This window comes from Desertivirga brevis (assembly GCF_017355835.1).
Genome location: NZ_JAFEWF010000005.1, coordinates 138,254 through 164,197, shown reverse-complemented (window position 1 = coordinate 164,197; position 25,944 = coordinate 138,254). Strand labels below are relative to the sequence as shown.

At 39.3% G+C, this 25,944-nt stretch carries 31 protein-coding genes; 18 read left to right on the top strand and 13 right to left on the bottom strand.

The features are described from left to right. Positions 1-245: 245 nt before the first annotated feature. From J4N25_RS13670 to J4N25_RS13625, 10 genes are all read right to left on the bottom strand, one after another. Positions 246-716, bottom strand: a complete 471-nt coding sequence (locus J4N25_RS13670) for a DUF4348 domain-containing protein (protein WP_207420225.1) — start codon at positions 714-716, stop codon at positions 246-248. A 13-nt stretch (positions 717-729) separates the two neighbouring features. Further along, complete coding sequence (locus J4N25_RS13665; RefSeq protein ID WP_207420224.1) at positions 730-1,650, bottom strand: NAD(+)/NADH kinase; 921 nt, start codon at positions 1,648-1,650, stop codon at positions 730-732. Further along, entirely contained in the window at positions 1,647-2,633 is a 987-nt protein-coding gene (locus J4N25_RS13660) for an SPFH domain-containing protein (RefSeq protein ID WP_207420223.1), read from the bottom strand. The genes J4N25_RS13665 and J4N25_RS13660 overlap by 4 nt, the downstream gene beginning before the upstream one ends. Before the next feature lie 273 nt (positions 2,634-2,906). Continuing rightward, positions 2,907-3,338 carry an RDD family protein gene (locus J4N25_RS13655; protein ID WP_207420222.1) on the bottom strand — a complete coding sequence of 144 codons (432 nt, stop codon included), beginning with the start codon at positions 3,336-3,338 and terminating at the stop codon, positions 2,907-2,909. Between the two features lie 104 nt (positions 3,339-3,442). Continuing rightward, entirely contained in the window at positions 3,443-4,099 is a 657-nt protein-coding gene (locus tag J4N25_RS13650) for a hypothetical protein (protein ID WP_207420221.1), read from the bottom strand. A 17-nt stretch (positions 4,100-4,116) separates the two neighbouring features. Next, positions 4,117-4,332: a hypothetical protein gene (locus tag J4N25_RS13645; protein WP_207420220.1), complete on the bottom strand. Its 216-nt coding sequence runs from the start codon at positions 4,330-4,332 to the stop codon at positions 4,117-4,119. A 100-nt stretch (positions 4,333-4,432) separates the two neighbouring features. Beyond that, positions 4,433-5,020: a hypothetical protein gene (locus tag J4N25_RS13640; protein ID WP_207420219.1), complete on the bottom strand. Its 588-nt coding sequence runs from the start codon at positions 5,018-5,020 to the stop codon at positions 4,433-4,435. Between the two features lie 52 nt (positions 5,021-5,072). After that, on the bottom strand, positions 5,073-5,768 hold the full coding sequence (locus J4N25_RS13635) for an AAA family ATPase (RefSeq protein ID WP_207420218.1): 696 nt from the start codon (positions 5,766-5,768) through the stop codon (positions 5,073-5,075). Further along, positions 5,752-6,420 (bottom strand): hypothetical protein, encoded by a 669-nt coding sequence (locus J4N25_RS13630; protein WP_207420217.1) that lies wholly within the window; start codon positions 6,418-6,420, stop codon positions 5,752-5,754. Before J4N25_RS13630 ends, J4N25_RS13635 begins: the two co-directional genes overlap by 17 nt. A 219-nt stretch (positions 6,421-6,639) precedes the next feature. Beyond that, positions 6,640-7,833, bottom strand: coding sequence for a hypothetical protein (locus J4N25_RS13625; RefSeq protein ID WP_207420216.1), 1,194 nt, complete (start codon positions 7,831-7,833; stop codon positions 6,640-6,642). Between the two features lie 561 nt (positions 7,834-8,394). Between J4N25_RS13625 and J4N25_RS13620 the strand changes: the two genes are divergently transcribed. The 3 genes from J4N25_RS13620 to J4N25_RS13610 all read left to right on the top strand — a co-directional run bounded on the left by J4N25_RS13620 (position 8,395) and on the right by J4N25_RS13610 (position 10,027). Next, positions 8,395-9,042: a DUF6266 family protein gene (locus J4N25_RS13620; RefSeq protein ID WP_207420215.1), complete on the top strand. Its 648-nt coding sequence runs from the start codon at positions 8,395-8,397 to the stop codon at positions 9,040-9,042. Between the two features lie 370 nt (positions 9,043-9,412). After that, positions 9,413-9,766, top strand: a complete 354-nt coding sequence (locus tag J4N25_RS13615; RefSeq protein WP_207420214.1) for a hypothetical protein — start codon at positions 9,413-9,415, stop codon at positions 9,764-9,766. A gap of 12 nt (positions 9,767-9,778) precedes the next feature. Further along, positions 9,779-10,027, top strand: coding sequence for a hypothetical protein (locus J4N25_RS13610; RefSeq protein ID WP_207420213.1), 249 nt, complete (start codon positions 9,779-9,781; stop codon positions 10,025-10,027). Between the two features lie 66 nt (positions 10,028-10,093). Here the strand turns inward: J4N25_RS13610 and J4N25_RS13605 are convergent, their stop codons facing one another. Together J4N25_RS13605 and J4N25_RS13600 are read right to left on the bottom strand one after the other, a co-directional pair. Beyond that, the gene (locus tag J4N25_RS13605) at positions 10,094-10,513 is read right to left on the bottom strand and encodes a helix-turn-helix domain-containing protein (RefSeq protein WP_207420212.1); all 420 of its coding nucleotides are present in this window, start codon (positions 10,511-10,513) and stop codon (positions 10,094-10,096) included. Between the two features lie 342 nt (positions 10,514-10,855). Then, complete coding sequence (locus J4N25_RS13600) at positions 10,856-11,461, bottom strand: Crp/Fnr family transcriptional regulator (RefSeq protein WP_207420211.1); 606 nt, start codon at positions 11,459-11,461, stop codon at positions 10,856-10,858. A 169-nt stretch (positions 11,462-11,630) separates the two neighbouring features. On the opposite strand from J4N25_RS13600, the gene J4N25_RS13595 reads away from it, so the two are divergent. Then, positions 11,631-12,614 (top strand): quinone oxidoreductase family protein, encoded by a 984-nt coding sequence (locus J4N25_RS13595; RefSeq protein ID WP_207420210.1) that lies wholly within the window; start codon positions 11,631-11,633, stop codon positions 12,612-12,614. Positions 12,615-12,655: 41 nt separating this feature from the next. Further along, positions 12,656-13,399, top strand: coding sequence for an SDR family NAD(P)-dependent oxidoreductase (locus J4N25_RS13590; protein WP_207420209.1), 744 nt, complete (start codon positions 12,656-12,658; stop codon positions 13,397-13,399). 307 nt (positions 13,400-13,706) lie between these two features. On the opposite strand, the gene J4N25_RS13585 is transcribed toward J4N25_RS13590, so the two are convergent. Beyond that, positions 13,707-14,072, bottom strand: a complete 366-nt coding sequence (locus J4N25_RS13585) for a hypothetical protein (RefSeq protein WP_207420208.1) — start codon at positions 14,070-14,072, stop codon at positions 13,707-13,709. A gap of 773 nt (positions 14,073-14,845) precedes the next feature. On the opposite strand from J4N25_RS13585, the gene J4N25_RS13580 reads away from it, so the two are divergent. The 13 genes from J4N25_RS13580 to J4N25_RS13520 all read left to right on the top strand — a co-directional run bounded on the left by J4N25_RS13580 (position 14,846) and on the right by J4N25_RS13520 (position 25,515). Next, positions 14,846-15,268, top strand: coding sequence for a DUF4279 domain-containing protein (locus J4N25_RS13580; RefSeq protein WP_207420207.1), 423 nt, complete (start codon positions 14,846-14,848; stop codon positions 15,266-15,268). 165 nt (positions 15,269-15,433) lie between these two features. Then, positions 15,434-15,907 carry a macro domain-containing protein gene (locus tag J4N25_RS13575; protein WP_242695746.1) on the top strand — a complete coding sequence of 158 codons (474 nt, stop codon included), beginning with the start codon at positions 15,434-15,436 and terminating at the stop codon, positions 15,905-15,907. Positions 15,908-16,052: 145 nt separating this feature from the next. Beyond that, positions 16,053-16,616, top strand: coding sequence for a hypothetical protein (locus tag J4N25_RS13570; protein WP_207420206.1), 564 nt, complete (start codon positions 16,053-16,055; stop codon positions 16,614-16,616). Between the two features lie 161 nt (positions 16,617-16,777). Beyond that, on the top strand, positions 16,778-17,215 hold the full coding sequence (locus J4N25_RS13565) for a hypothetical protein (RefSeq protein ID WP_207420205.1): 438 nt from the start codon (positions 16,778-16,780) through the stop codon (positions 17,213-17,215). Positions 17,216-18,098: 883 nt separating this feature from the next. Then, positions 18,099-18,470 carry a DUF2019 domain-containing protein gene (locus tag J4N25_RS13560; RefSeq protein ID WP_207420204.1) on the top strand — a complete coding sequence of 124 codons (372 nt, stop codon included), beginning with the start codon at positions 18,099-18,101 and terminating at the stop codon, positions 18,468-18,470. Positions 18,471-18,566: 96 nt separating this feature from the next. Further along, positions 18,567-18,797: a hypothetical protein gene (locus J4N25_RS13555; RefSeq protein WP_207420203.1), complete on the top strand. Its 231-nt coding sequence runs from the start codon at positions 18,567-18,569 to the stop codon at positions 18,795-18,797. 445 nt (positions 18,798-19,242) lie between these two features. Continuing rightward, positions 19,243-19,785 carry a hypothetical protein gene (locus tag J4N25_RS13550; RefSeq protein ID WP_207420202.1) on the top strand — a complete coding sequence of 181 codons (543 nt, stop codon included), beginning with the start codon at positions 19,243-19,245 and terminating at the stop codon, positions 19,783-19,785. A gap of 121 nt (positions 19,786-19,906) precedes the next feature. Further along, positions 19,907-20,689 (top strand): hypothetical protein, encoded by a 783-nt coding sequence (locus J4N25_RS13545; RefSeq protein ID WP_207420201.1) that lies wholly within the window; start codon positions 19,907-19,909, stop codon positions 20,687-20,689. A gap of 220 nt (positions 20,690-20,909) precedes the next feature. Then, positions 20,910-21,713: a lipid II flippase Amj family protein gene (locus J4N25_RS13540; RefSeq protein WP_242695745.1), complete on the top strand. Its 804-nt coding sequence runs from the start codon at positions 20,910-20,912 to the stop codon at positions 21,711-21,713. Between the two features lie 31 nt (positions 21,714-21,744). Further along, the gene (locus J4N25_RS13535; protein WP_207420200.1) at positions 21,745-22,110 is read left to right on the top strand and encodes a GNAT family N-acetyltransferase; all 366 of its coding nucleotides are present in this window, start codon (positions 21,745-21,747) and stop codon (positions 22,108-22,110) included. 258 nt (positions 22,111-22,368) lie between these two features. Next, on the top strand, positions 22,369-23,049 hold the full coding sequence (locus tag J4N25_RS13530) for a hypothetical protein (RefSeq protein ID WP_207420199.1): 681 nt from the start codon (positions 22,369-22,371) through the stop codon (positions 23,047-23,049). Between the two features lie 190 nt (positions 23,050-23,239). After that, positions 23,240-23,788 carry a Riean_0653 family protein gene (locus tag J4N25_RS13525; protein ID WP_500784465.1) on the top strand — a complete coding sequence of 183 codons (549 nt, stop codon included), beginning with the start codon at positions 23,240-23,242 and terminating at the stop codon, positions 23,786-23,788. A 245-nt stretch (positions 23,789-24,033) separates the two neighbouring features. After that, positions 24,034-25,515: an ATP-binding protein gene (locus tag J4N25_RS13520; RefSeq protein ID WP_207420197.1), complete on the top strand. Its 1,482-nt coding sequence runs from the start codon at positions 24,034-24,036 to the stop codon at positions 25,513-25,515. Positions 25,516-25,944: the final 429 nt, after the last annotated feature.

Sequence of the window (25,944 nt, the reverse complement as noted above, 5' to 3'; positions counted from 1 at the left end):
GTCCCCCAACCGTTTCCCGATTTCATCTTATTAAAAATGTAAATTGTAAACCTTCTGTAGGTTAAATTGATAACAGGTTTGCAGCGATATATATTATTCCAGACAGAAACTTCAATTCCTCTCATTCTGGCTAATCAGTTCCGCTATGAACTCATTATACTTCTCTCCCATTGGCAACTCAAAATCTATACAAAAAACCACGATTTACGAAAACCTCAGCGCTCTGTGGATCCTGAGCAGCAGCTTTATGTAGAATCATCATCTATTTCAATAAGCATCCAGGCTCCTTTGATCTTCTCAAACAGGTAGTCTACCATAATACCATTATCAATTCCACGAATCTCTATTCTTGCAGATGTGGCCTTGTCTACCATTCTTTTTTGTTCCCACTTATCATACTTCGTATCAGACTTCTTCTTGCGAAAGTCTATCATTTCAAAAGCTGATCTATCCTTGTAAATCAAAGAGTCCCTGTCATTCTCATTGTTGTACCATTTGACTTTTAGAGGAAATCTTGTTCTGCTTATTTGAAAGGCCGTATCGCTGCTAAATTTCTCAATAAAATCATTGAAATTACTATCAACAGCTTCCCTGGCACCACCAATAACAGAATAGTTTTCTTTTAAATTGTTGCTTATTCCGCTTGTTGGTCTATCAGCACAACAGCTTAGAAAACTAACCAGTATAAGCTTAGGTATGAAATATCTTGTGAACATAAATAAAACAAATTCAAACCACCAACCTCGCCGTCTCCTTCGCCACCCCAATAGTAGCAATCGCCCCAGAATTAAAACTCAAAAAATCAGTTTCCACCCCATCAGAGAAGATCACCCCATTAGTAGGCATAAAAGATTCGATAATGAGTTTATTCTGCTCTGTAACTATACCGGCTGTAAGCCCCGCCTGCGTTTTCTTACTTTCAAACGGCTCCCGGATCACGAACATTAATTGATGCTCCTTTAGCTTGGCGATCTTCTTTTTGGAATCGCTTTTTTGAATAAACTGCTGCATGCCGAAAGTCATATTGAAAATAGAACTCAGCCAGCCAGTTGATCCTGCTTGTGTAGACACGATGATGCCGGACGATGAGTGATTCTCTGTAACATCCCGATATGTAATTTTATAACGGGCGGAAACATGAGATGATGCTCCAATAAAAAGGTCATTAAAAGCAAGAAGCCGCTGTCCGTCGCTTAAATTTGCCTCTGCCATCCTAACCTCTCTGGCCTTGAAATCATTTTTGATCACCTTCTCTACAGCATTGATAAAGTTATTAGGCTGAAAAGGTAATAGCAGGCCGTCGTAACGATCTGTATCGGGATTCACAGCTATCATCGGAATTCCGTTAACGTACTTTGCAGTATTCGCGACCAGTCCATCTTGCCCAACTACAATAAGCAGGTGGGTTTCATTAAACAGAAACGACGGCAGGAAAGAACGGTCTACGATCTTGTTCTTTATTACCTTCGAGAGTTTCCTCTGAATAAACGATAGCGATTCCTGAAAGCGGTCATGCTCGATCTCATATTCTTTAAAGTTCCCTCCCGACCGCTCAATGTAAAACTCCGCCTGTGCCTTGGTATTAAATCTTTCTATAAGTACTTCCAGGCGGGTTTTATTTTTTACAAGAATGGCGTACTCATAACTCATCGTTTGTCGCTACTCTCTTTTAAAATAGAATCAAGCAATTCGGGACTGATATTCAGGTTTCCGATCTTATCTGCATTGTCTGCCATCTGCCGGAAGGCTAGTGCGATATTGAATTTAGGATCGGGATTATTATTAAGCGCAGTGATGGTCTTCCAATCCATTTCCTTATATGGCTTCAATGTCGTTTCAATCACGTAGCCTTGTGCGTCAGCTTCTTTCCGGTCGTTCTCTGTTTTCTGGTCTATCAGGAGTTTACGCTGGTTCTCCACCGCAATGTCTGCCTGAATTCTCATCTCGCGAAGTTTACGATCATTGTCGGCTTTCTGAACCTCAGCCTCCATCTTCTTTTCATCGATCTTCTTTCGTTTCTCTTCTACAGCTATTTCTGTGCTCAGCTCACTCTCTTTGATAATGCGCTCCTGCTCAACCGCGAAGTTCCTTCTTTGATAAACCGCCTGATCTGCTTCTTGTGAAAGCTTCTCCCGCGTTTCGGTTTCCAAGGCCCTGGCCATTTCAGGAGTAGCTTTGATGGCAAGGATAGTGACACTTAAGATTTCAATCCCCAATAGTGAAATAGCTTGTGAGGTCTTTAACCCTTCCGTAATTTTCTCCTCTATCATTTTTGCGGAACGAATGGCTTCCTTTAATCCCAGTTGATGGATAAAGGAGGAGGTTGCAGTCTGCGCTTCGTTGATCAAACGCTGATTAAGCTTCTCTGCATCATTCTTTTTATAGATTCCACTGCCGTTAACGGTAAAATCAAGCATTTCTGCCAGCTGTTTAGGATTACCGATCTTATAGGTGATCTGTCCCTGGATAGAGATACTCTGGTAATCGTGAGTGGTCTCGTTAAAGATAAAAGGAAGGTCATTACTTCCCAACGGAATTGCTGCGATTGAACTATTCGGAGTGAAATAGAAAAAAGACAAGCCCCTGCCCTCTTTTGCTATGCTTCCATTTTTGTAATGGATAACATAGGTCATAGAATCGAATTTTATATAGCTTATACCGAACATACGATGTAATAAGGTAATTGAAGGCTAAATATAGAAATTTTGGTTAAAGAACGTGATCCTCATAAAAGGCTCCGAAATAAGGTCAAGAGTGAGTTTATTCTCAGCTCCTCTTGCTTGAACTAGATTACAAAAAGCTCTACTGAGACTGTGCTGATAGAAAAGACCCTTGTCATCTAAATAGCCAGCAGGAATCCCATCTTGGTCAATATTTGTTGATATATCAATGTCCAAGCCCCTCCCTTACCCCTGCAACTTCAACACAACACTCCCCGAAACCATATCGTGCAATGCCCTCTTCTCATTATTTGAAAGAATAAATAAAAATGAAATAGCTCCCAGTGCGATTTTAAAAACATATCTCATAAAGGCCTGAAATAGATTGATCCGTTCGGTATGGTCTTCCCTGTTCCTAACCCTGATTCCCTTCATATAATTACCGATGGTACAACCAAAAGCAGTACACAGAGGCTCGTATAAAAACCAGATACTAATAAAAAGACTTACTCTTAACCAATCTGGCGGGTTGTTGAAAAAGTCAAGCACCTGGCTAAAAACAACCATCATCACAAGGATAAAAAAGGTGTCGATAAAAGTTGATTGAAATCGTTCGAGCAGCAAAGGATATTCTACTTCTTCTGTTTCAACAGTGATTAGGTTTTCTGATGTTTCCATGAATTGTGATATTCTAAACTCCTTTATAAAAGTGCGCAAGAGAATTTGTTTATGCAATAGCAGCTAAAAATTAAGCTTAATTTAAACTGCACATCAATTACTTCTCAATCTAATTGATCTTTGAAATCATCAATTAAACCACTCACGGTTTTCATTAAGCGATTTACTATATCAATTAAAAAATGTACGTTAAAATCTTCCGACTTAAGAGTGAGATTCCCATTCAAAAAATTTCTATTTAATTCTTCTATGATTTCAGGGTCCAGCGGTTTACCCGATAGATATACGATGTCGATAAATAAAGTGGGAATGACCTTACAAGCTACCGTTAAATAGTTAGGTTCTGAAATACATTCAGGTTTTGGCTCCTTGTTCAACTCCTCGTCTTCTGGTAATTCCAATTCATTCTGAACTTCCAGTTCTTCATCATAATCTTCGTCGTCTGAATCATCGTCATCTGTCGTTTCTACCCCATATAGCTCCTTCTCACTGAGATTGTTTGCAAACCTTACTTGTGCGTAACCTTCATCAACAATTCGAATCATTTTTACAACCATTTGAACTAACGGATTTTCCGCTGTTTGCAAGTATTCCATTCTATAAGAATGCTTCATTGGGGTTCCGTCATCATGTTTCAAATCCTTCCATTCGTATTTTATGGCAATTTGATACCCTGCACGATAAAGGTTTACCATCATTGAAAAGAGGCGATGGTAAATTGTCACTAGTTGCATTCGGTAATCCTCGGTGTTTGGCTCCATTGTTTGAATATTAAGGTTTATAGTAATACTTCATAATAATTCCCGCTAACAGAAAAAGAATTCAATACAAGGGTTCCACCTACCACACGAAATCTCTCCGGAACCCTTGTATAGACGGGATGTAGGGCGAGAGCGTTATCAGAATTGATAACAAGAGTTTTAAAAAGTGAATCGCTAACGTAACTAAGGATCTGAATAATTAGTTTATAATAGTTGCTTGCGTTTGGAAGCATATATGTTCAGGTTTATTGAATAAATTAAATCTCAACATTAGCAGCATAATCAACAATGATCTTCGTCACATATCGAAATATTTTTACCTTTCAATTAATTCTATTCCACTACCGCTAATACCGACTTTTTATTCACCTTTAAAACTTCATTTAGTGCTGCTATTAACGGCTGCACTATTTCATTTTCAGAGCTTATTTCAATAGAACCCTCGAAATACATCTTGCCAAACTGGTCGTAAACAGACATGGAAGGGCTGCAATCATGCTCCATAAACCAGCAGGCTTCAAAGATCGAAAGCAGATCAACGAACAGGTTTTGTTGCCACATGTCGATATTTTCTTCCTCGCTGTAATCTTCTGATAACCATCCGTCCTGAATGGGACCAACTTCGACGGAAATTTTCGCCTCTTCCTTGCTGACCCTATTATTTTCAGCAAGCTTTTCCCTGGCTTCCTCCAGAATTTCTATCATTTGGATGATTCCCGGCACTGCTGGATGTTCTATTACCTTTAGATGAGCCATATCTAATGGTAACCAACCCCGGTTTTTGATCTCGCTTTTAAGTTCCTGCCACTCCCACTGCAGCCCCACGCTAAAGGCCATGTAATAGAGGTTGTTGATCGTATTGTTTAGACGTGTGTGGAGTTTGATGAAGGGTTTTAAGTAATTGGAAGTTATTGTATTCATTGTGCATTGTTAGAAATAAGGTAATTATCGGATAAAGTTTTCTGCGGCGCTGCTACAACCTTCTTTTGTCATAGGAATCTGCCGGGAAGACGATCTGGTTGAACATCTCCCTCAACCGCGACCTGACCCGACTGCCATACATGCTTTCTAATTCCGATGCTGAAAGATTAGTGGTTACATGGGTCGGAACTCCTTTTTGCATAAACAGATCGTAGCGCGATAACAAGATCTCCTTCATCACATTGGTTTGGGCTCCAAAGAAGCGGGTATTGGGTTCACATCCGAGATCATCAAAACAGAAAATGGGAGCTTGCTTTTGCGCGGTTGCACCATATTCCCGTATTACAGAAAATCCCTTTTCAGTAAACTTCATGCATACGTCGCGTACCGAAACGATCTGATAGGGTTTGTCAATAATTTTCATGTGCTGCAAAATCTGCATCAATGAGGTTTTGCCACAACCCACTGGTCCCACCGTTAGCAAACCCTTTCGTAAATCTATTCCTAATTCTTCTGCATGCTGCTGATCACGGTAATGGTAAACCACTAGTTTGTAAACCGGATTGTAATCCTTCTTATCCACCTTATAGCGTTTCCGAAAAAGATCAGAACCATTTTGGTTTATATTTTCGATAACTTCATCAAAATCCAGGTATCGTGCATTAGATTCCGGTTTACCTGAGGGCACTTTAAATGGTTGTTGGCTAGACTGTTCTGTTTGAGGATTGGTGTTACAAAGGTTCGTCATATCGTTTATTTTTAGGAGTTAAATCAATGATTGAAGTTTTTTTCGTGGCAGGTTCTGATTTCCCCAATCGGCTCTTCCTGAATTCCTCCTCCTTGGCGATCCAGCTTCGTGCTGGTACTTCCCAATTGCTGACAGTCTCATTTTCAATCATCCAATCCCGCGCTTCGTAGTAGTCGATGAATTTCTTCGCCTGCCTGCTGGTGGAACCATTCTCCTCGAAAAACTTTTTGATGTTTTTTATTGAAATACTTTTTGTACTGTTTTCTAAAGTTTCTATATGTTTATTAGAAGGTACTAGTTGTAGAACATTGTTTGTATCAGCATTTGTATCATCGCTTGTAGCTTTGCTTGTGCGACTGCTTGTAGCAAATGTGATGCAACGAATGCGACTGCCAGAGGAGATATCCTTGGAGGGGAAATACTGGATGTAATTCCAGGCGTCCAGATCCTTCAGGTATTGGTGATAGGTAGTGGTTGATCCTATTTTCGCCAGTTCCATCAATTCCTGCCGGCTTACGTAAAAAGAGGTCCGGAAATGCGTTGCATTCCATAACTGGAAAATGCCCATGTACAAACTGATGTGATAAGCTTTCATTCGTGGATCGGCATTGGCCTTTTTGAAAAAGGCATTTAGGTGCAAGATGTAATTCATAAATGCTGTGATCTTTTAAGTTTTTGCTTCTGGGAAACCAGGTTGCGTAGAATTTGTAATTCTCGTTTAAATTGATTGTGAGGTTTTCGCTGCAACTCTGGAAAAACTCTCGATAGGCGGTCGCCTTTGAATTTTCTCATCATACGTTTATTTTTGATTAATAAGCATAGTTAAAAAATCAAAAGCTAACGGCCAAAGTACAAAGTGGACAAAAATTTCCTAATCCTCTGTATCACTGTTATTTGACACAAAGAAATTTGTTATGTTAAGGCATTTGCGTAGGTGTCGTCTATACTCCTTGGCAGTTTCGACATTGCGTTCGTAGTATCTTTTTCTGAAGCTTTCATAGGATATATGATCCCGGTTGATGCAATTGTAGGTCTCCAATGTTTTCTTGAGCACACCTTGAGGATGCCCTTTACCAAAAAGTAGGCCCGCCTCTATCTCAACTGATGTTTTAAAGGCCAAAACATGCTCAGTGAAACGCGTATTTATCTTACCTCCTGATACACCAGGTTTATCAGTGCTTGCAGCCTTTATCTCTTCCTCCATTTCTTTTATTAATTCCGATTCCTTCCAATATTGGATCTCTTCATTTATCCAACATTGAATTTGCTTTTTAATGCTTTTCATATCGCTTCTGTACTGCATTCCCTTGTTAACCTGGATCTGCCCAACTTCCTTCTTGAGGTGTTCCAGGCGTTTGATATTAGGATAAACTTCTTCCTTCTTGATAAGATCTATGCAAAACCGATAAAATTCTGGAGAATTGTAATTCATCTTTACCAAAAAGCGGAGAATCTTCTCTGTGTTTAAGGCAGTACCTTCAGCTTGAAGTTCCCCGAATGCCAGATGTAGGGAGCGGCAATAGTCAACTTGGTGCCAGGTGCGCAACTCTTTAAGTTGAACAAAGTTGTCGAATGGTTTTAAGGGCCATTGTGCTAATAGTGGGTCTGACTGAGTTAGCTTTCTGGTGATTTCTTCCTTATACCCCATTACTTCCTTTATAAATACTGGCTGACTTACCACTGGGATATGATGATTTTTCGGGAGGTATTTTCCAAAAATCTCATAAAAAAAGGCCATTAGTGCCCGGAGCTTATGGTAAACCACTAAAACATCAGCCATCTTTTCAGACGAAATTATCGTATGAGTTTCCCCTGATTTGGCGGCTACTCCACTAGCGATATCCCGGACTGTTCCTAAGAGTTCAGAAAGCTTTTCCAGATGGTATTCCGTGAATTTCCGAAACTCTGGTTTTGACCCTGCCTGGAAATAACGAACTTTTAGTTCTGTCTTCAATCGCTCCGTTTCGTTAATGATTTCCTTATAGGTAAAGTGATTGTTGATAGAGGGCTTAAGGTTTGTAGCGAAGACTTCTACATCCGCTGCTAATTGCAAAAAAAGGTTCATAAAAAATAACTTATTCGTTAAAAAAAATTGAAAATATTTAGGTGGCGAAACTAGAATATTCCTTATCAAAAAACAAAGCAAAAACTAATCTAAATAATTGAAATACAACACATACACGTATGCTATATATCATGTCAGTTTAGCTATGGTTTCCTTAAATTTCGCGCGTAGGCAGGACGGTTGATTAGTGCTTGTAGTAAGATTTTAGCAAACACTAAATGGCACCTTTTTTTACTTTGAATGGAAGTATTTTACAGGTAATAATTAGGGAGTGTCGGTTATGGTGAGGTTAGGGTCTGCTTCGGGACAGGTTCGAGACAGGTTCGGAAAGTCCCCCCAATTTTCCGAACAAAGTACCCCCTTTTTCCGAACACTTCCCGAAGAAAGTACCAATCCTTCCGCAATTCTCCGCAAAAGCCCGCATATCCCCGCAAAACGCCGCAAGGGCCTCCAGGAGTGCTAAAAACACCAAAAACCCTCGCTACTTTTGTCTCAGGCTTTCGAAGATTACCGGTAATTGAGGCCAATTAACAGATTTTTAACGTTTAATTTTTTAACATCATGGGAAAATTTAGCAATGGAATTTTTGGAAACTTTTACGGAAAGATCGGGAATGTAGTAGGAAGCAGCTGGCGCGGCATCGACTACCTGAAGAGCCTGCCAAAGATCAACAAGAACAGGGTGCCTACCCAGGCTCAGGTAGAACAACAACATCGCTTTGCGCTGATGACCGACTTCCTGGCTCCTCTGCGCCCTTTACTGGATGTAGGTTATAAGAATCAGGCCAAAAAGGCAACTGCCTACAACGTAGCTTTGTCTGAAAACATCAAGAATGCCATCACCGGAAACTATCCCCAGTTTTTGGTCGATTTCCCTGCCCTAAGCTTGAGCAGTGGTGTATTACTCTTGCCAACTAACCTGGCTGTAGCAGCTGCAGCAGAGTTGAAGGTAGATTTTAGCTGGACGGACAATTCAGGTAAAGGGAAATCTCTGAAAACGGATAATGTATTCACCCTGGCCTTCTGCCCAGAGTTAGATGAAGTAGAGTATACTCTTAGCGAGGCCACTCGTGAGAATGGATCCTTGAGCATGACGCTTCCAGCGGAATGGGATGGCAAGGAGGTAGAAACCTATTTGTTCATGGCTTCAGCGAATGGCAAAGAAGTGACCCGTACGTACTACGGAGGCCGAATAACAGTAACTGCCTAAGGAATTGGGCTTCCTGGAACCAGGGAGCCCATCCTTAAATCACCAAATGATCAAAGCTAATGGCAATAAAGATCATTCGAATGGCTAAGGGGAAGAACAGCAAGTGTATGAGATGTTAGCAAAAGAGGTTAAAGCAGGATTTAATGAGGTATTAGTAAGAAACAGATTAGAGAAGTCCACATAAAGTATCACGTAAGGTAAAAATCTTTATCTATTCAGTCTTTCAATCATTCATTCCTTCATTCTCTCATTCAATCCTTCATTCACTCATTCTCTCATCCATTCATTCTCTCATTCATTCCTTCAATCCATCATTCTCTCATTCTCTCATTCATTCATTCCTTCTCTCATTCATTCATTTCAAAAAAACATGGAAAGTATAGTCAACAGCAATCTGATTTTAGGGGCGATACTATCGCTGCTGTTTTCAGTCATCGCCTTTTTTGTGCGGCAGCTGCATAGCGATTTCCGCAAGGTAGAACAAAACCTCAGCGAGATCATCACCAGCACCGAAGTGATCAAGGCCAACATGAACGCCGAAAGCGTGAGAATATTCGAGCGCATCAACTTCCACGAAAAGCGCCTGGAGCAACTGGAAGTTTATTTATTGAAGCATTTTGAGGAAGAGTCGGGAGTAGCGTTGATGAGGAAAAAGAAGGTTGTGGCCGGTAGTGAGAAACCAGTCCTTCCTACCTCTACAAAAACTTCAACTAAAATTACTTAAAGCATTACTATAATGAAGAAAAGATCCTCCATAATAGCCCGTTTAAAATCCCCTACGCCGCCCTTTTTCAAAAAGGTCCGAAACGTTGGGTTAATCCTCAGTGCTCTCGGCTCAGCTCTCCTCTCCGCTCCTATTTCTTTGCCAGTAGCGATAACTACAGTTGCTGGTTACCTGGTAACAGCGGGACTGGTTGCCTCCGCTGTATCCAGTACAGCGGTAGGGAAAGATGAAGGCCAGGATCTGGAAGGCGATGGTCCTTGATTGGGGTTAAATAAAAAATGTCCAGGTGAATAGCCCGGACATTTTTGTTGTATGAGAGTTCACGAATTAAACCGCTATTCTATCTTCTCCTTCATCACCACCTCTCCTTTTCATAAGCGCTTCTACGTCGGCCAGCTTGAAGAAAAGCTTGCCTTTGAATGTATAAGAAGGTAATTCGCCTGTCCTGGTTAAGTCGTATAAGCTACGATCGCTAATGGGCATCAGTTGCATTACCTCCTGCCGATCCAGCCAGCTTTCGCGAAACACCTGCTGTCTCTTCTTATTTAACATAACTGTTTGTACCTCGCTATTTAATTGCTCCCCCTGTTCTTTCTGCTGGTTCAGGGTACCAAAGATCGCAACCAATCCTTCAACAATATCTGCTGAATTCTCTCCCAGGGCGTCTATGGCTTTGCAAACTCTGATAATACGTTTCTTAGTCCTTATGCTTAACGCAGGACTCTGTCTAGACTTCTTTCTTTTCATGAAGATTTTGTGGGTTTAAATAGGTTTAATAAATAAAAGAAATTGAAATTAACCGACCGGGGGATCGCAAAAGAAAGGAAATATCACAATACAATTGCTGAATATTACAGACTCATAAGTACTTGTATTTTTATCGTTTATTATTTATAACATATCTTAAATATAATAAAAAAGATGCCATCGAGACAAAGAATGGGATCGCACCAATAGCGTTACCGCCAGTTCTAATTATAGAAGCATCTTATCTGGTAACAACCTTTCCATTAGAGCTTCAATGTAGGGGGCTCGATTAATAATGGAAATCCGATCTTTTAGGTGTAATTGCTAATTGAGAGTTTATTTTTATTTACGTAATAGATTTTTCCTGATCCTGCTTAAGGTTTCAGCGGAAATGCCTAAATATGACGCTATCATTGTTTGGGGAAATCTTCGGATAAATTCAGGATAAGATTGAAGCATTTCATCATACCGTTCCTCAGCACCTAAGCTGATTGCCGTCTGGATCCTACGTTGAGTAGCAATTGCGCTGTTACGGTCAATCTCTTTTATCATCTTCGCCAAGGGCGGAACCTTAGCTATAAGCTCCTGCATACTCTGATCATTAATCAATAGAACGTCAGAGTCCTCTATCATTTCAATATTATACACGGAGGGCGAGTTTAAGGTGTAGCTTTCGAAATCGCCTAACCACCAGGATTCTATTGCTAAACGGATTACGTTTTCCTGTCCGCTTTTATTCACCATATACATTTTCCCTGCTCCTTTCACAATAAAGGCCATATACTTACAAACGTCCCCTTCCTGCAATAGATACTGCCGCTTTCTTAAGTGTTTAATTTTAAATGTATTCCTAATCAGCTTTTTATCTTCTTCACTTATGGGGAGATTGGATTTGTTTACTATATAATCAAAAAAAGGCTCGAAAATATCTTCGTGAAATTTCAGCATGGAAAATGAACAACTTAAGGTCAAAAATAAAAAATAAAATGCTGAATATTCTCAGTTACCCGACCACTACCCTTGATAAAAGTCAATGTCAATTTACTGCGAAAGTCAAGCTGAGCATCACGGCGAAATCTCAACTTTGAAATATCAAATCAGCAATAAAAATTAAAATATGAAAATAACAGAAGAAACTGGCGTAGTACAAATCAAGAAACAAGGCCCGCCATCCGTTTTAGAATATTCAAAACAAATTGTTGGAGAACCAGGTAACGGCGAAGTATTGATCAGACATAAGGCCATCGCTCTTAATTTTGTCGATGTTCTTTTTCGGAATGGAAGCTTCCCTGTAAATCAGCTTCCTGCTATCATAGGCGTAGAGGCAGCCGGAGTGGTTGAAGCTGTTGGAGAAAATGTTGTTCATTTAAAAGAAGGCGACAGGGTGGTTTATTTTTTCTCTATCGGTGCATATGCTGAAAGAAGATTGATTAATGCAAGTGACTTAATAAAGATACCTGACAATATCCACTTCGACGAGGCTGCCTCTCTGATGGCCAAAGGACTTACTGCCAGAATGTTGATTAAGCAGGCCTATGCTATAAAACCAGGGGATGTAGTTATCGTTCACGCAGCAGCTGGCGGAGTTGGATCGCTGGTGAGCAGATGGGCAAAAGCGCTTGGTGCTCAAGTAATTGGAACCGTTGGGAGCTCTTCGAAAAAAGAGAGGGTTTTACAAGCAGGTATAGATCATGTAATAGCCCTTGACAAAGAAGATTTAGGAGTGGCTGTCCATGCAATAATCCATGGTGAGGGTGTGCAGGCGGTATTTGATGGGGTTGGTAAAGCTACATTTGAAGAGTCGGTCAAATTAATAAAAATTGGGGGTACGGCTGTTCTTTATGGAAATGCCTCCGGTGCACCTTCTATCGATCAGAAACTACTTACCGCTAATCAAATTAAACTGGTTCGTCCGGCACTCGGCCAATATTTGCCTGATCGCGAAAGTGTAGACACTGCTTCAGCAGAGCTGTTTGAAGCCTTTAGTACTGGTATTCTTGGTAAAATTGAACCTACTATCTACCATTTATCAGACGTGGCGAAAGCCCATCAGGATCTCGAATCCAGTCAAACAACAGGGTCAGTAATATTCCATCCATAATACATCACAGAAGAACTAACAAAATTTAAATAAGCAAGATCATGTTAAAATTAGCAAATAAAACAGCGCTGGTTACTGGCGGAAGCCGTGGTATTGGGGCAGCAATTGTAAAAAGGCTCGCAGCCGAAGGAGCTAATGTAATTTTCACTTACGTGAATAGTGCAAATAAGGCAGAGGCTTTGGTAAAGGAAATAGAAAGCTACGGCGTTAAAGCGAAAGCCATAAAAGCCGATACTGGTAGTGCTGTTCAGATTGACGCTGCAATTGCTGCCGCAACAGAATCTGGAAACATCGATATTCTCATCAATAGCGCTGGCCTGTTTGTAACTGGCGGAGTTGAAGATGAGACAGTAGACAAAAATGCACTAAGACAGCAGTGGGACGTGAATGTTATAGGTGTAGCGCACACTGTAAGAACAATAGTTTCAAAAATGAACGATGGAGGCAGGATTATCACGATTGGCTCAACTGGCGCGGCTAGATCACCCTATCCCGGCATTAGCGATTACTCGGCGACAAAAGCAGCGCTTTCTGCCTATACCCGAAGCTGGGCCAGAGATCTTGGTACTAGGAACATCACTGCGAATATCATTCAACCGGGATTGATCAATACCGATATGAATCCTTCTGACGGGCCGTTTAGTGCTGCTATGGTACAGGCTGTAGCTCTCGGCCGCTATGGTGAGCCTGATGATATTAGTGCAGCTGTTGCTTTTCTGGCAAGTGATGATGCCCGGTATATTACCGGCGCAACCTTAAACGTTGACGGCGGTCAAAGCGCGTAATAATTAACTTCGATGCAACGCAGCTTCAGGCTCCATAACAGCCCAAAAGCCGATCAAGAATATTGTTCGGCTTTTTGACTTTTTGCCCCTACCCTTTAATTACTTATGACTATTCTTGAGATAGCTCTCATATTAATAGATAATCTGGAAAAAATTGTCGATATAAGAAGCTATGTGAACGGCTATAACGAATGTATGACATCGACAATCAACCTTATAACTGGTGAAACCGATGTTTCGAATGGACCTTGCTGGATAAATCTTTAGGCTTGTTTCAAGGTTCGTTGGATTATTAAAGCTGTTTAAATTACGAATTTTCAATCTCAGCAAACTTTCGCTTGTTGGTGGGAAGAATATCAATCAATTCATACTTATTTCTGTGAAGGAGGCTAAGGCCGCGTAAATCCAAATAACTCTCCAGAATCTTACGATCGACCATTATCTTCCCTTTGCCAGCTCTATGTCTGTCCTTCCCATTTTTCTTAATTCCTGAAATCCAGTAGATGTCACCTGTTTCTAAATCTGTGCAAGCTCCATGACCTTTACCTAAGAGAGCAAGACCATTAAAATATATCGTCCTGCCGGATCTTGAAAGTTCAACTTCAGCTATCCATGCTGGTCCATCATCGTTATGGCTGGTCTTTAATTCTATATATTTTATTTGTGGTTTCATTTCCGTCGTCAGCAAAATGCCCAACTTGCTAATGGCACTCAAAATCCGTGTATTCGTATTGTATATTATTGTACTTTTCTATTAACTTCCTGTCAATTCGCTTGACATTGTTTTCAATTGTTACCATTTCGCTAGAAGCTGGCTGCAATAAAACCGTCTCCCCAGTTGTAAGTACTAATGTAGGTAAAAAGCAGAAAATTTGATAAGGCTTGATGAGGCATTATTTGTGTGGTTTCCTTTCGCATTAAGCAAGGCTGCGTCTATAACACAACTTTTTCTACCCGCATATACTATTATATTTCCTAAATCAGATAGCCTTTGGAATGGAGGGCACTTTAGTGGCAAGCCATAATTATTTATAATATAGTTTAAGCCAATGACCAACATAGATGTAAGAAAAGAGAAAAATATAATCACCAGTTCAATCATTTTTGGTATTACCCTCTACCTATCTAAATTTTTAAGGGCCTCCTTTATTGATAATCATTCTGCATCTTTTATCCTGGGGTTTGTACCAAATTTCGGACTCGCATTCGCTTTACCATTTATCTATGTAAGTAATAGAATCAGACGGAACAAGCCCGTTAATCACTTTCCTATTGCATGTACCATTACTCTCTTACTTATGATTCTTAATGAAATCAGAGATAATTACCAGCGGGGTCGGGTCTTTGACTGGTATGATATTTATGCGTCCGTAGCTGCGATATTCTGCTCATTAACGGTATTTTATGTATTATTGAAACGTAGGTTACAAATACTTAACGACTGAAATGGGAGCGATTTTACTAATATCGGGTAAGGATCTTGATCCGGATTTTTTAATATTGGGCTGGGATTTGAGACCAGCGACAATTCATCGAAAAGGAGAACCATTTAGAAAGACTAAACCTGAAGGCGAAAAGAGAAATACCTCAACAATAATTTACGACATTAGCAATGCAGAATATTCTGACTTGCCTGCTCAGATAAAAGAAACGACTGCTTTTTTAAAAGATAACAAGCATTATTTGGAGAAGCTGGAAATGGATAAGACAATTGACAGTATCGCAATTGATTTTTCGTATAATTCTAGAATAGACGGATTAAAGATAGAGGTTCAACATGACAGTTTTCCTGCACAATTCATTAGAATTGCCGGGCACTTGAACATCGAGTTACGTTTAACCCAATGGGCTTACGATTCGACGGAGTAACATGTACATACATCGCTTTTGATTTGTTTACCTTGTTTACTCTGTTTTTATCAAGTTAAGTGCGGAAACGGAAGAAGGATATTCAACCCTCTCAATTTTTAGCCCTCATGCTTGTCAGTCGCAAAAAAGGATAGTACATTGTACGAAGCACAAAAATAGTAACTGATGATAACAGACATCAAATATATTAAAGGAGATGCAACGAGCCCAACAGCGAAGGGGAATAAAATTATCGTTCATATCTGCAATGACGTAGGTGGTTGGGGTAAAGGTTTTGTTATGGCCCTATCCCAGAAGTGGTCTGAACCGGAGAAGAAATATCGCGAGTGGTACAAATCGAAGGATAATTTCAAACTAGGAGAAGTGCAGTTTGTGCAGGTAGAGAAGGATACTTGGATAGCGAATGTAATCGGGCAACGGGATATAAGAAGAGACAAAGATGGTGTGCCCCCAATCCGTTATGATGCTGTTGCTTCGGGGCTCGACAAGGTGGGAAATTTCGCTAAAGACTTTAGTGCTTCTGTTCATATGCCTAGGATCGGCTGTGGTCTTGCTGGAGGATCATGGGATAAAATTGAACCACTCGTATTTACGCATATTGTTGATAAGCTGGTTGATGTTACTGTCTACGATTTTTAGGGACAGCGCCACCATTGAAGAAGACGTACCTATGTCTTACAAAACGATGATATCCTCAACACTTGAACTTTAGAGAAAACTTCGTATATATGGGAAATAAAGCTCTATTGCGTTTATCCTCACACGTTCCCAGAAATTATAAAACATGAAAATCGTACTATTATCCTTGTTCCTTTTCTTCACAACTTTGCAACTGGCAGCACAAAGCAGAATGAAAGATGGCTCTTACGTAACGACAAGTGGAGATACAATTATTTGCCAAATAGTAACGACCCCTACAATTACGGGAAAGATTAATTTTTCAGCTCTTGCAAAGCGCCTAACAGTAATTGAAAATAATGAAAAGAAAAAGTTTGGCCCGTCTGACATAAAATCTTTTGTTGTTAAAGACGAACAAGGTGTGTCCCACACTTTCGTTTCTCTCACTGGCGACAACAGCCGATTTTTTAATGAAGTTATAAAAGGAAAACTTTCACTTTACAATCTATACTCAACCCATCCTTATGACGGCTCCACTTCCATATTACCAATAATGGTTAAGGACGACAAGATTGTTTATTTAAATGTTATAAATCCTAGGCAGAGAATTGCAAGCCTGATTTCTGACTGCCCAGAATTATTTAAAGCATGGACTGAAACAGACAAATATTCTCCTAAAGACAGAGAAGCTGTCGTCAAAGCTTACAATGAGTGTGGAACTAAAAAATGACTTCTGGTCACCTAAAGGTTTGTACTTATAGGTGTCATAACTTACAGTACTGTCTCAAAAAAGGATAGGAAACCTTTGCAGGTTGCAATTACTATGCTAATTCTAGGAATAGCCATATTTGTTAAAGCCTTCGGATATTTGCCACAGAAAAAATTCACAGAGTGAACCAGACTAGATTATCAGAATTGATTGAATTATTCTTAAAGAATAAATACCCTGAGTTCCTGCCGACGCTAAAATATCAGGTGGACGGTTCATTTGATTGCGAACTTAGAAGCTTATCAAATGAATTTTCAATCTGGATTGCAACTTATAACTCTGAAATTACAATTGGCTTGGTAGATCCAGATGGAAGCACAGACATACATACACACATATCTTGCTACCATGAAGAAGATGTAAACGACGCTCTATATGACTTATCTACCAGAATAAATGAAATCAAGCATGACAAACTTATTCTATATTATAGTGAGCGTACTGGCTACGACTGGACCTGCGATATTAACTCGGTTTATGAAAAGCGAAAGCCTGAGGAAGATATCCGAGCATATTCTTGGAAAGATTCTCAAAATGGTTCTGGTCCCCAAAAGCCGTAAGATCTCAAAAAACGATAGTAATTGCAGATGATAGAACTAGAAACATTTGGATACGAAGATTTTGACCGACTTATTTCTTGGGTAAAAAGTGAAAAAGAAATGATTACATTCTGGAACAGTAGGCCTGTGTACATCTGTTTCTTGGTTCACCATTGCTATAAGAAGATAAGTTCTTGAACGCTAGATAAAATTTCGTATATATGGGAAGTAAGCGCAATTGCCTTTAGGCGATGTTAATTGCAAGCCTAAAAAAATCGACAACCTCCGTGGAATCAATAGGAACTTTACTTTTGCTGTTAGTCCCACCCTTGGGGGTTGGGCTCCTTTTGCAAGGAACTAAGAAATCGGCGACAAGAAGAATTTTAAAATGTGTTTTAGGTTTTTCTTTTTGTTATTTCCAATACTATATTTTCTTATCGGCAACAGTTCTCATAATACCTTAATAAAAGATTTAGTAGGAACTTATTTTTTATTTGGAAATAATGAAACGATATTAACCCTACTAGACGATAGTACATTTTCGCTGACACAAGAAACGCTCTCGCCTAGCACCGAAAAGGGAAAATGGCATTTAAGCTTGCATGATTTCGACCAAGTGGACTTAAACTTCGAAAATAAAAAAGATGAAAGCTTTGAGGTAATCCGCCAAGGTGACTCCGTAATACTTAGCGACGAGATTGCTACACACCAAGAAAATAAGAGGTTTATCAAAAAGACTGACTAAAAAGCCCAGCAGTCAATACAGTGTTTATGTTATGCCCGGGCGGCGTAAATCTCGTTCCTTTTCTTCTTTTTATTTACCTTAGTGCGGGGTGACAGTGAATTGCTTCTAATCGGGCACTACTTAAACCCTTAGCCGTTAGGGCAAGTAAGATAAAAACCAATGACCGATCCAATCCAAGAGTACATAAGACTAGCTTGTGAGCATGGGGAATGCATTTTGAATGGTGATTCAAAAAAAGGGAACAAGATTCACAAAGCTTTGATGAAGTCAATTAATCAGATTAGAAAAGGTACTAGTGAAACGCGGGAAGCATTTTATCAACTACTTAATCATAACAACGACTCCGTCAAAATTTGGACTTCCACGGCTTTATTAGCAACCTTAGAACGAGAAGCAGTTCTGGCTTTAGAAACTATCGCTCAAAACAATAAAGATATTTTTTCATTAACAGCAAGCGGAACATTAGATTGTTGGAATAAGGGAATCCTGACACATATTCTCGACTGGCGACAATCTGAAACAGCGGACTAAATTGCCTGCCCAATACTACCATGTATGAGTTATGGTCTAGAAGAGCCACAGAACAGATATTTAAATGTCTTTTGTTTTTTTGATGTAAATTAGCTTATGACAAAATTATACCTATTGCTACTTTTGATTGTAGTCTTGCAGGTAAGATGTAAAGAAGAAGAATCGGAAACGATTACAATTGTTACCGGTCGCATTTACGATCCAATTCTTGGGAAGCCAATAGGTGGAAAAGTAGCTTTATGGGCATACAAATCAAATGGCGATTGGTATAAAAGTAGTAGTTATCCGTATAAAAAGCTGGATTCTGTAAGAACAACTGTAGATTGAAGTTTTGCTCACACCCTGAAAGGTCTGATGGAGGGACAATATTTGGTTCAACTCTGGACTGTACACTTCATATTGGAATACGGAACACTTGATCAAGAGCTAACCAAAGTGTGTTTAGAAGAAATTGAAAAGTACTCAGAAATTGAACTATTGCCGGTGGTCGCTATTCAAGAAAAGGACTGGTTAAAACAATGTCAAAAAGCATTACGTCTACTATCTCATAAAAGGATAAATTACCCAGTTAATAGAGGTTTTATGTAAAAGCGATGAATCAAGAAAACGTTAAATTTTGGGTTAAAACACTAACTCTGGTGACAGTTATAATTGCATGTGCTGTTTACTTGACGTTTGTTTTCCTAATGAACTTCATGACAGGAGGTCCTCCGAAAACCTGCCTTTATAATATATTTTAGAGTTATATAAACAAATTGAGCGTCATTAATAAATGAAAAGAATCTTCTTAATCTACTTAATTCTCTCAGCAGCTTTAATCCTTAACCTTGTGCTTGACATTGTAAAAGGTATTAGCCTGCAAGGATATTGGGCCGACAGGATATTTTTCTGGATATGGCTAGTCTATACCCTTTACATACTTATAAAATTTTGGAGTAAAAGAGGAGTTAGATTTTACGGATGGACTTTAGCCACTCTTTTAGGATTAAGTATGCTGCCCATGTTTATTCCTTTCATAGCAATTATACTAACTGGATTCGGATTAGACAGAACGTATGGTAATGACTTCAACGACAATCTAAGAGTGCAGGTAACTGGAAAAAGTGTAATGGGACGCCCTAACGTAGAACTAATTAGAAAGTATGGACTTTACGAGGTGGTGTTAGGTGAAATGAGCGGATTTGACCTTGTGGATGAGCTAAATGATTTAGAAAATATCAAGAGAATAAAGATTTTAGAAGAGAATAAAAATAACTTGCTCGTGGTGTTTTATTTCCCAAATCGCGGAAATAGGCACTGGTTGAAAAAAAAATAACGTCGCTCAATCGAAGTACTGTCTCAAAAAACGATAGTATCCGCAATAATTAGACTTAAAATAAAAACCGGTATATGAGAGTTTTGCAAAGCTCCTATATAAAGATGTTAAAAGCAAAGGAATGAAAGACCGTCATAAATTAAACTTGTTCTATTCCAGGAAGGAAAAAGGTCCCGACATTTTGAATGTGCAGGAAATTACTGAGAAGGTTTTCTCTGCCACGGAACTAGGAATAAATACCTTGGCGATGGACTTTCCAGTTGGTACAAGCTTAAAGCACAGAAAAGAACTCGAGGACAAATGGATAGAGGTTCTTCCTACTCTTGACTCAGTTAAGGCCCTCTCTGTCCGACATAGAGTAAATCAAGAATTTTTTGAGGCAGTTTGCAAAATGAAAAATCTCGAACAGCTCCACTTTTGGACTTCAACAGTTGAAAACAGTTCTAGTATTTCAAAGCTTCAAAAGCTTAAACGATTAAACTTGAACAGTTTTAGCCGACTAATTGATATAAGCCCGCTTTTAGAACTGAAAAATTTACAATTACTCTCGATCGAGAATTCATTCAAGGTCGAGAATTATGAGCTAATTGGACAAATGACGCAGTTGAAAGGCTTGCGTTTGGGCGGGGACGCATTTGCTCCAAAAAAACTCCGACTGAGAAGTTTAAAGGCGTATAGTAATCTAAAAAATTTAAGACACCTAGATTTAACAACTTCATCTGTAGTTGACAATTCCTACGAGACCATTTTAGAATTGCAGAATTTGGAGCGGTTTGATATTACTGGAATTATTCCAAGGCTTACAAGAGAATTGATAAAAGCGAACCATGAAAAATTAACAGCAGGATTGTTTATGGATTGGGACTACGACAACAAGAGGTTATATCCTGGAAAGGAATGGTAAAAGTTGATTGCTGCTCCGATAAGCATATTTGCTATAGGTTTCATTTCTTAATACCTTAAGGAGGTAATGCAAGTCGAAGTTTTTTGTTCGGAATCCTTATCTTACTTTAAGACGTTCCAAACTTACATATCAATCATTACTCTTGTCTCAAAAAACGATGCTTTCAATTTCCATTAGACCGGTAGATTATTTATAATTTTAGGAACTTTCTAATAGTGCTATGATAACCTCTCAGATCGCAATTGTCCTGGTTCTTACCTTAGTGATTAATATTATTACTACCCTTTCCTACTCGGTAAGAATTGTAGGAATCCGGACAGGAAGGATTGCAATATCCTTTGCCTTGTTTAATATCTTGGTATTAATATCTCGCACAGCCAATGGGTTCCAGGCGCCGTTACTTGCAAAGGCTGTAGAAAATGATATTAAAAATGGTATAAGCAGTAACATAGAGCCCTTTCGGTGGGTAATTTTATCGTGTACCATTGGAACTATTCTGGGTGCTTTCCTGATCCCCACATTTCAACGGATACTCTCAAAAGCTGTTCTAAGCTTTAGTTTATATAAATCCGTCCCGCGTCTTTTACTGCACGGCTTCTCAAAAAATGGGATTTTATATTTTAAGGAAAGCCTAACAGTACCAGCAAAAGAGAATATTACACAGATACGTTTAGACAATGGTTTTCCCTGGAGAATTTTTATTCTAAACGTGGTTGCCGTTATGATTTTAACTATAGGTGTTTTATCTGCGGTATATGCATCTTACATTAATCCTGATTACAGAACTACGGCGAGTAATCTATCTGCTTTTATTAATGGCTTCGCTACTATCCTTATGTTTACATTTATTGATCCCCATTTATCAATAATGACAGACGATGTGGTATTGGGCAAATGCTCTGAATCCACCTTCAGAAAGTATATAATTTATATGGTAGTGGCCAGGGTTATCGGAACACTTTTAGCCCAAGTGGTTTTCTTCCCATGCTCGGAGTTACTAGCAGTAATCGCAGAGAAAATGTAGGCAAGTCCCTCAAAACGATGATAATTCGCACATGATTAAACTAGAAACATTTGGATACGAAGATTTTGACCGGCTTATTTCTTGGGTAAAAAGTGAAAAAGAAATGATCCAGTTTGCGGGACCCGTTTTTACATATCCGTTGACCCGTGAGCAGTTAATACAATATTCAACAAATAAAGTAAGACAAGTTTTTAAGGTTCGATTAATATCAACAGGAGAAGTTGTTGGGCACTGTGAGCTAAATTTTCAGAACCAGATTCCCAGACTCTCAAGAATATTGATTGGAGACAGTACATTAAGAAATCAAGGTATGGGTAAGGCTATTGTAAGGAGTTTATTAGATCGTGTATTTGAAAGTACTTGCCACGATTCCGTTGATTTGACTGTCTTCAACTAAAACCTCAATGCTATTGCAAGTTACCAACGCATTGGATTTGAAATTAGATTTGGTTTAGAAACTCACATGGAGGTGAGCGGAGAGACTTGGACAGCTTATAATATGGTGATTAATAAGGAAAAGTATTACAGTAATAGGTCTTCATTAGCCATTACCTGACGTCTCAGAAAACGATGGAAATGAAGAAGGACGCAAAATATCGGAAAGGATTAATCCTGCTTAATAGAAGAGTCTAAAAACAAAGGTTAATGTATAGATATGTTGTATATTATTGAAATAGATGTCGTTAGTAGTATAGAAGCTTCAAGAAATGCACATTCAATTGTGAGCCTTTACTTACGGCAACTAAAAAAAGTGGATACAGGGAAATACCGTAGAATAAATATTAATCTATGCGAGGAGAAGATTGAGCCTAGAATAGAATTTCTGCCAATAGAAGTGGCAACTTATTATTCCTCTTTTGATAGTAAACATTATCTCACTACAGATGAGTATTCAAAAAAAAAGTTACTGCTTAATGTGATACTAGAAGCGATAATCGCCTGCGCAGTGAAATTTAATTGGGATAAGGATTCTTTTCTTGATGCTTATAACCGTTGCCTAGAATTAGGAATTGTGAATGAGTGGTTTTTCAAAAATAAATTGTTTAGGTCTCCAAATAGAACTTATTATGGGGGAATAAAGCATATTTACGATTTTAAGGGGTTTCAGATCTATTTTGTTCTATATAATGCCAAGAAAGAAGAAATAGGGACCCGATTAGTGTTTAAAAATGACTTTGAGGCTTTCTCTTTGGAATGGGCTTCATGGCAGAAAAGTAATGAGGTTTTTTGGTTTAAGTTCAAACCACCGAAGAAAATTTTTGAAGTAATTATAACTGATGTCTTGATTAATTCACCCGTAAGAATTCCACATAGATTCTCTGACTGGTTTAAATAGCCCAATTAGCAGTAGGTGTTTTGATATGGATATCTGAGGTAATCATAGGATAGTTGAAATCTCAAAAAAGGATAGGAAGCCCTGGAGTAGTAACCCCGCGTACGTCCGCTTCTTGGTTCACAATAACCATTGTTAAGATACCCTATCTTTTTTTAAAGTGCGGTCCTTTTTATATTTGGATTACTGATATTTGAGTGTATTTTTAGGAATACAAAGCCACAACTATTATTACCAACCTTATTATGAGAAAATTCTACTTTTTCCTATCTCTCCTTTCTTTCGTTGTTTTTTTGGCGCTTTTTCATGTCGTAAAATAAGTGAAGGAGACGGTTCTCCCTTACCACCTGCTACTCATTCAGGCAATGGTACTATGGGATTTCTTTTAAATGGTAAGCGGTGGGTGGACCGTAGCGAGGATTTCAAAACATCTTCCACTCGTGCTGTACGGGGCAATAATACATTATACGTGAAAGGGTTGAACTCAACATCACAACTATTATTCTTATTTGAAGATCCTAAAACTGGAGAGTACCAGCTAAAAAATGAAGAAAGCGTACAATTAGCCTATTACAATTCAGATCCTGAGCCTGTTCTGCTTTTAAATGATTCAGGAAATAAACTCAAGATTACTTACTACGATGGAAAGATTATAGCAGGAACTTTTCAATTGGTCTTTAAACTGCATTCTGGAGAATTACTCACTATTACCTCCGGCAGATTTGATATTCTTATAAGATGATTTTCCATCCCGTCCCTTTTTAGCAATGAAATACTAAATAAGTACCAGTCTCACAAAACGATGAATTGACTTCTAACTCGCTTGGTTGTAAGCAAGAGTGACATCACGGCTTGGATATTTGATTACCACCGTGTCACTTAGTTTCAGTCCTTACAGAGAGTTGTTCAATCCCTAATTTAATTAACCTAAATCGTAAACCGACGGCAATTTATTCTGTTACTTACGAAGCTTTTATACATTTGTGCGTGAGCCAATCAAACAACGATTCATTTTATAGCAGTAAAGAATTTCATAATTTTTTCAAAAACTCGCCGCGTTCTTTGGTGCTCAAGGCCGACGCTCCCCGTTTTACCATTTTGGCGGTCAGTGATAATTACTTAAACCTCGTGCACAAACAACGCGGGGAAATATTGGGTAAAGGCCTTTTTGAGGCGTTCCCGGGAAGCGAGGGTGATCCGTCGGAGCAGAATAGCGTTCAAAGTTCATTTATGCGAGTCATCACAACAAGGGAGCCCGACGAGCTACCCATATTCAAATATGAAATAGTTGTCGACAATACCGGTAAGAAAGAAACACACTACTGGACAAACTTAAATGAACCGATTTTTGATGAGGAAGGTAACGTGGCCGACCTCATTAACACCACTACAAACATCACGGGCCGTATCAGATTGGAGCAGGCTGTCGAAGAGAGCGAAGCCCGCTTTCGTATCATGGCCGAGGGAACCAATATCTTTATAGCCATGGCCGACCAGGAAAGCAATGCTATTTATTTCAACCGGGCATGGAGCAGATTAACCGGCCGATCCGTTGAAGATTTAATGGCTTACGGTTGGGTAGACCTGCTACACCCTGAAGATAAAGAGCGGTACCTTAAAATTTACCTTGATGCATTCAAGGTAAAAGGTCCGTTTCATGGCGACTTTCGCATATTGAATAAAGATGGAGAGTACCGGTGGTTATTAGCTGATGGTTCAGCACGCTGGCATACCGACGGTTCATTTGCGGGATACGTCAGTGCATCTATTGATATTACCGAGCAAAAGCAAAGCGAGCAGCGCAAAAATGACTTTATCTCGATGGTTAGCCATGAGCTGAAAACCCCACTAACTTCTATTAAAAGCTTTGTTCAGGTATTACAGCGAAAAGCCCAAAAAGACGGGGATGAGCTAACTGTATCAATGCTCGATAAAGCTGATAAGCAAGTTAGCCGTATGACTACGCTGATCAACGGTTTCCTCAATGTATCACGGCTGGAATCAGCCCAGATCTTTATAGACTACAAGCACTTTGATCTCGCCGAATTGATAAAAGAAACGGAGGAAGATACTCTGGCTCATATCAGTAGCCATAAAGTAGTTTTTGCGCCTGTTGAACCCACTATCGTAAATGCTGATCGGGATAAGATTGCCCAGGTGATACAAAACCTAATCAGCAACGCGGCAAAATACTCTCCACAAAGTAGCACCATACAGGTCGCCTGCACGACACAGGATGGAAAGGCGGTAGTCAGTGTGAAGGATGAAGGTCGGGGTATCAGCGAGACAGATTTACCTAAATTGTTTGAGCGCTATTACAGGGTAGAAAGCGATGAAAACAGGCACATCGCGGGCTTCGGTATCGGCCTCTACCTGAGTGGTGAAATCATTAAGCGGCACGATGGCGAAATATGGGCGGAAAGTAAAGTAGACGAAGGGAGTACCTTTTATTTTACACTGCCGGTATAGTATATGGAGCGAGCAATATTAGAAATGCAAGTCTCAAAAAATGATAGTATGATTTAATCCTGCTACAGTATTCAATTTTATATTTGGTAACACTTCATATTCTTGGTCCTGTGTTATAGCCTTTCCATCTAAAATTAATACCGGCCCATTTACTACAAGCCCTGCTCCTTTTTCCGTACTTACGTCACGATATCTTTCTAATGCGCTTTTATAAAATTCCCGAAGAAATTTTCTTGACTGATTTCCCCCCGTTTGTAAGAATATAATTCCGCTGGCTGGACTACATAGTATAAGTTTTCTGCGGTTTTCCAATCTATGTGATTGATGAGAACTAAGTCTTGAAATCCTAAGATCTTATAGTATCATCATTGTTTTTTGCGACAATTCATTCATCCAGGAGGAGTTAGGAGTTAAGCAATAGATGATGCA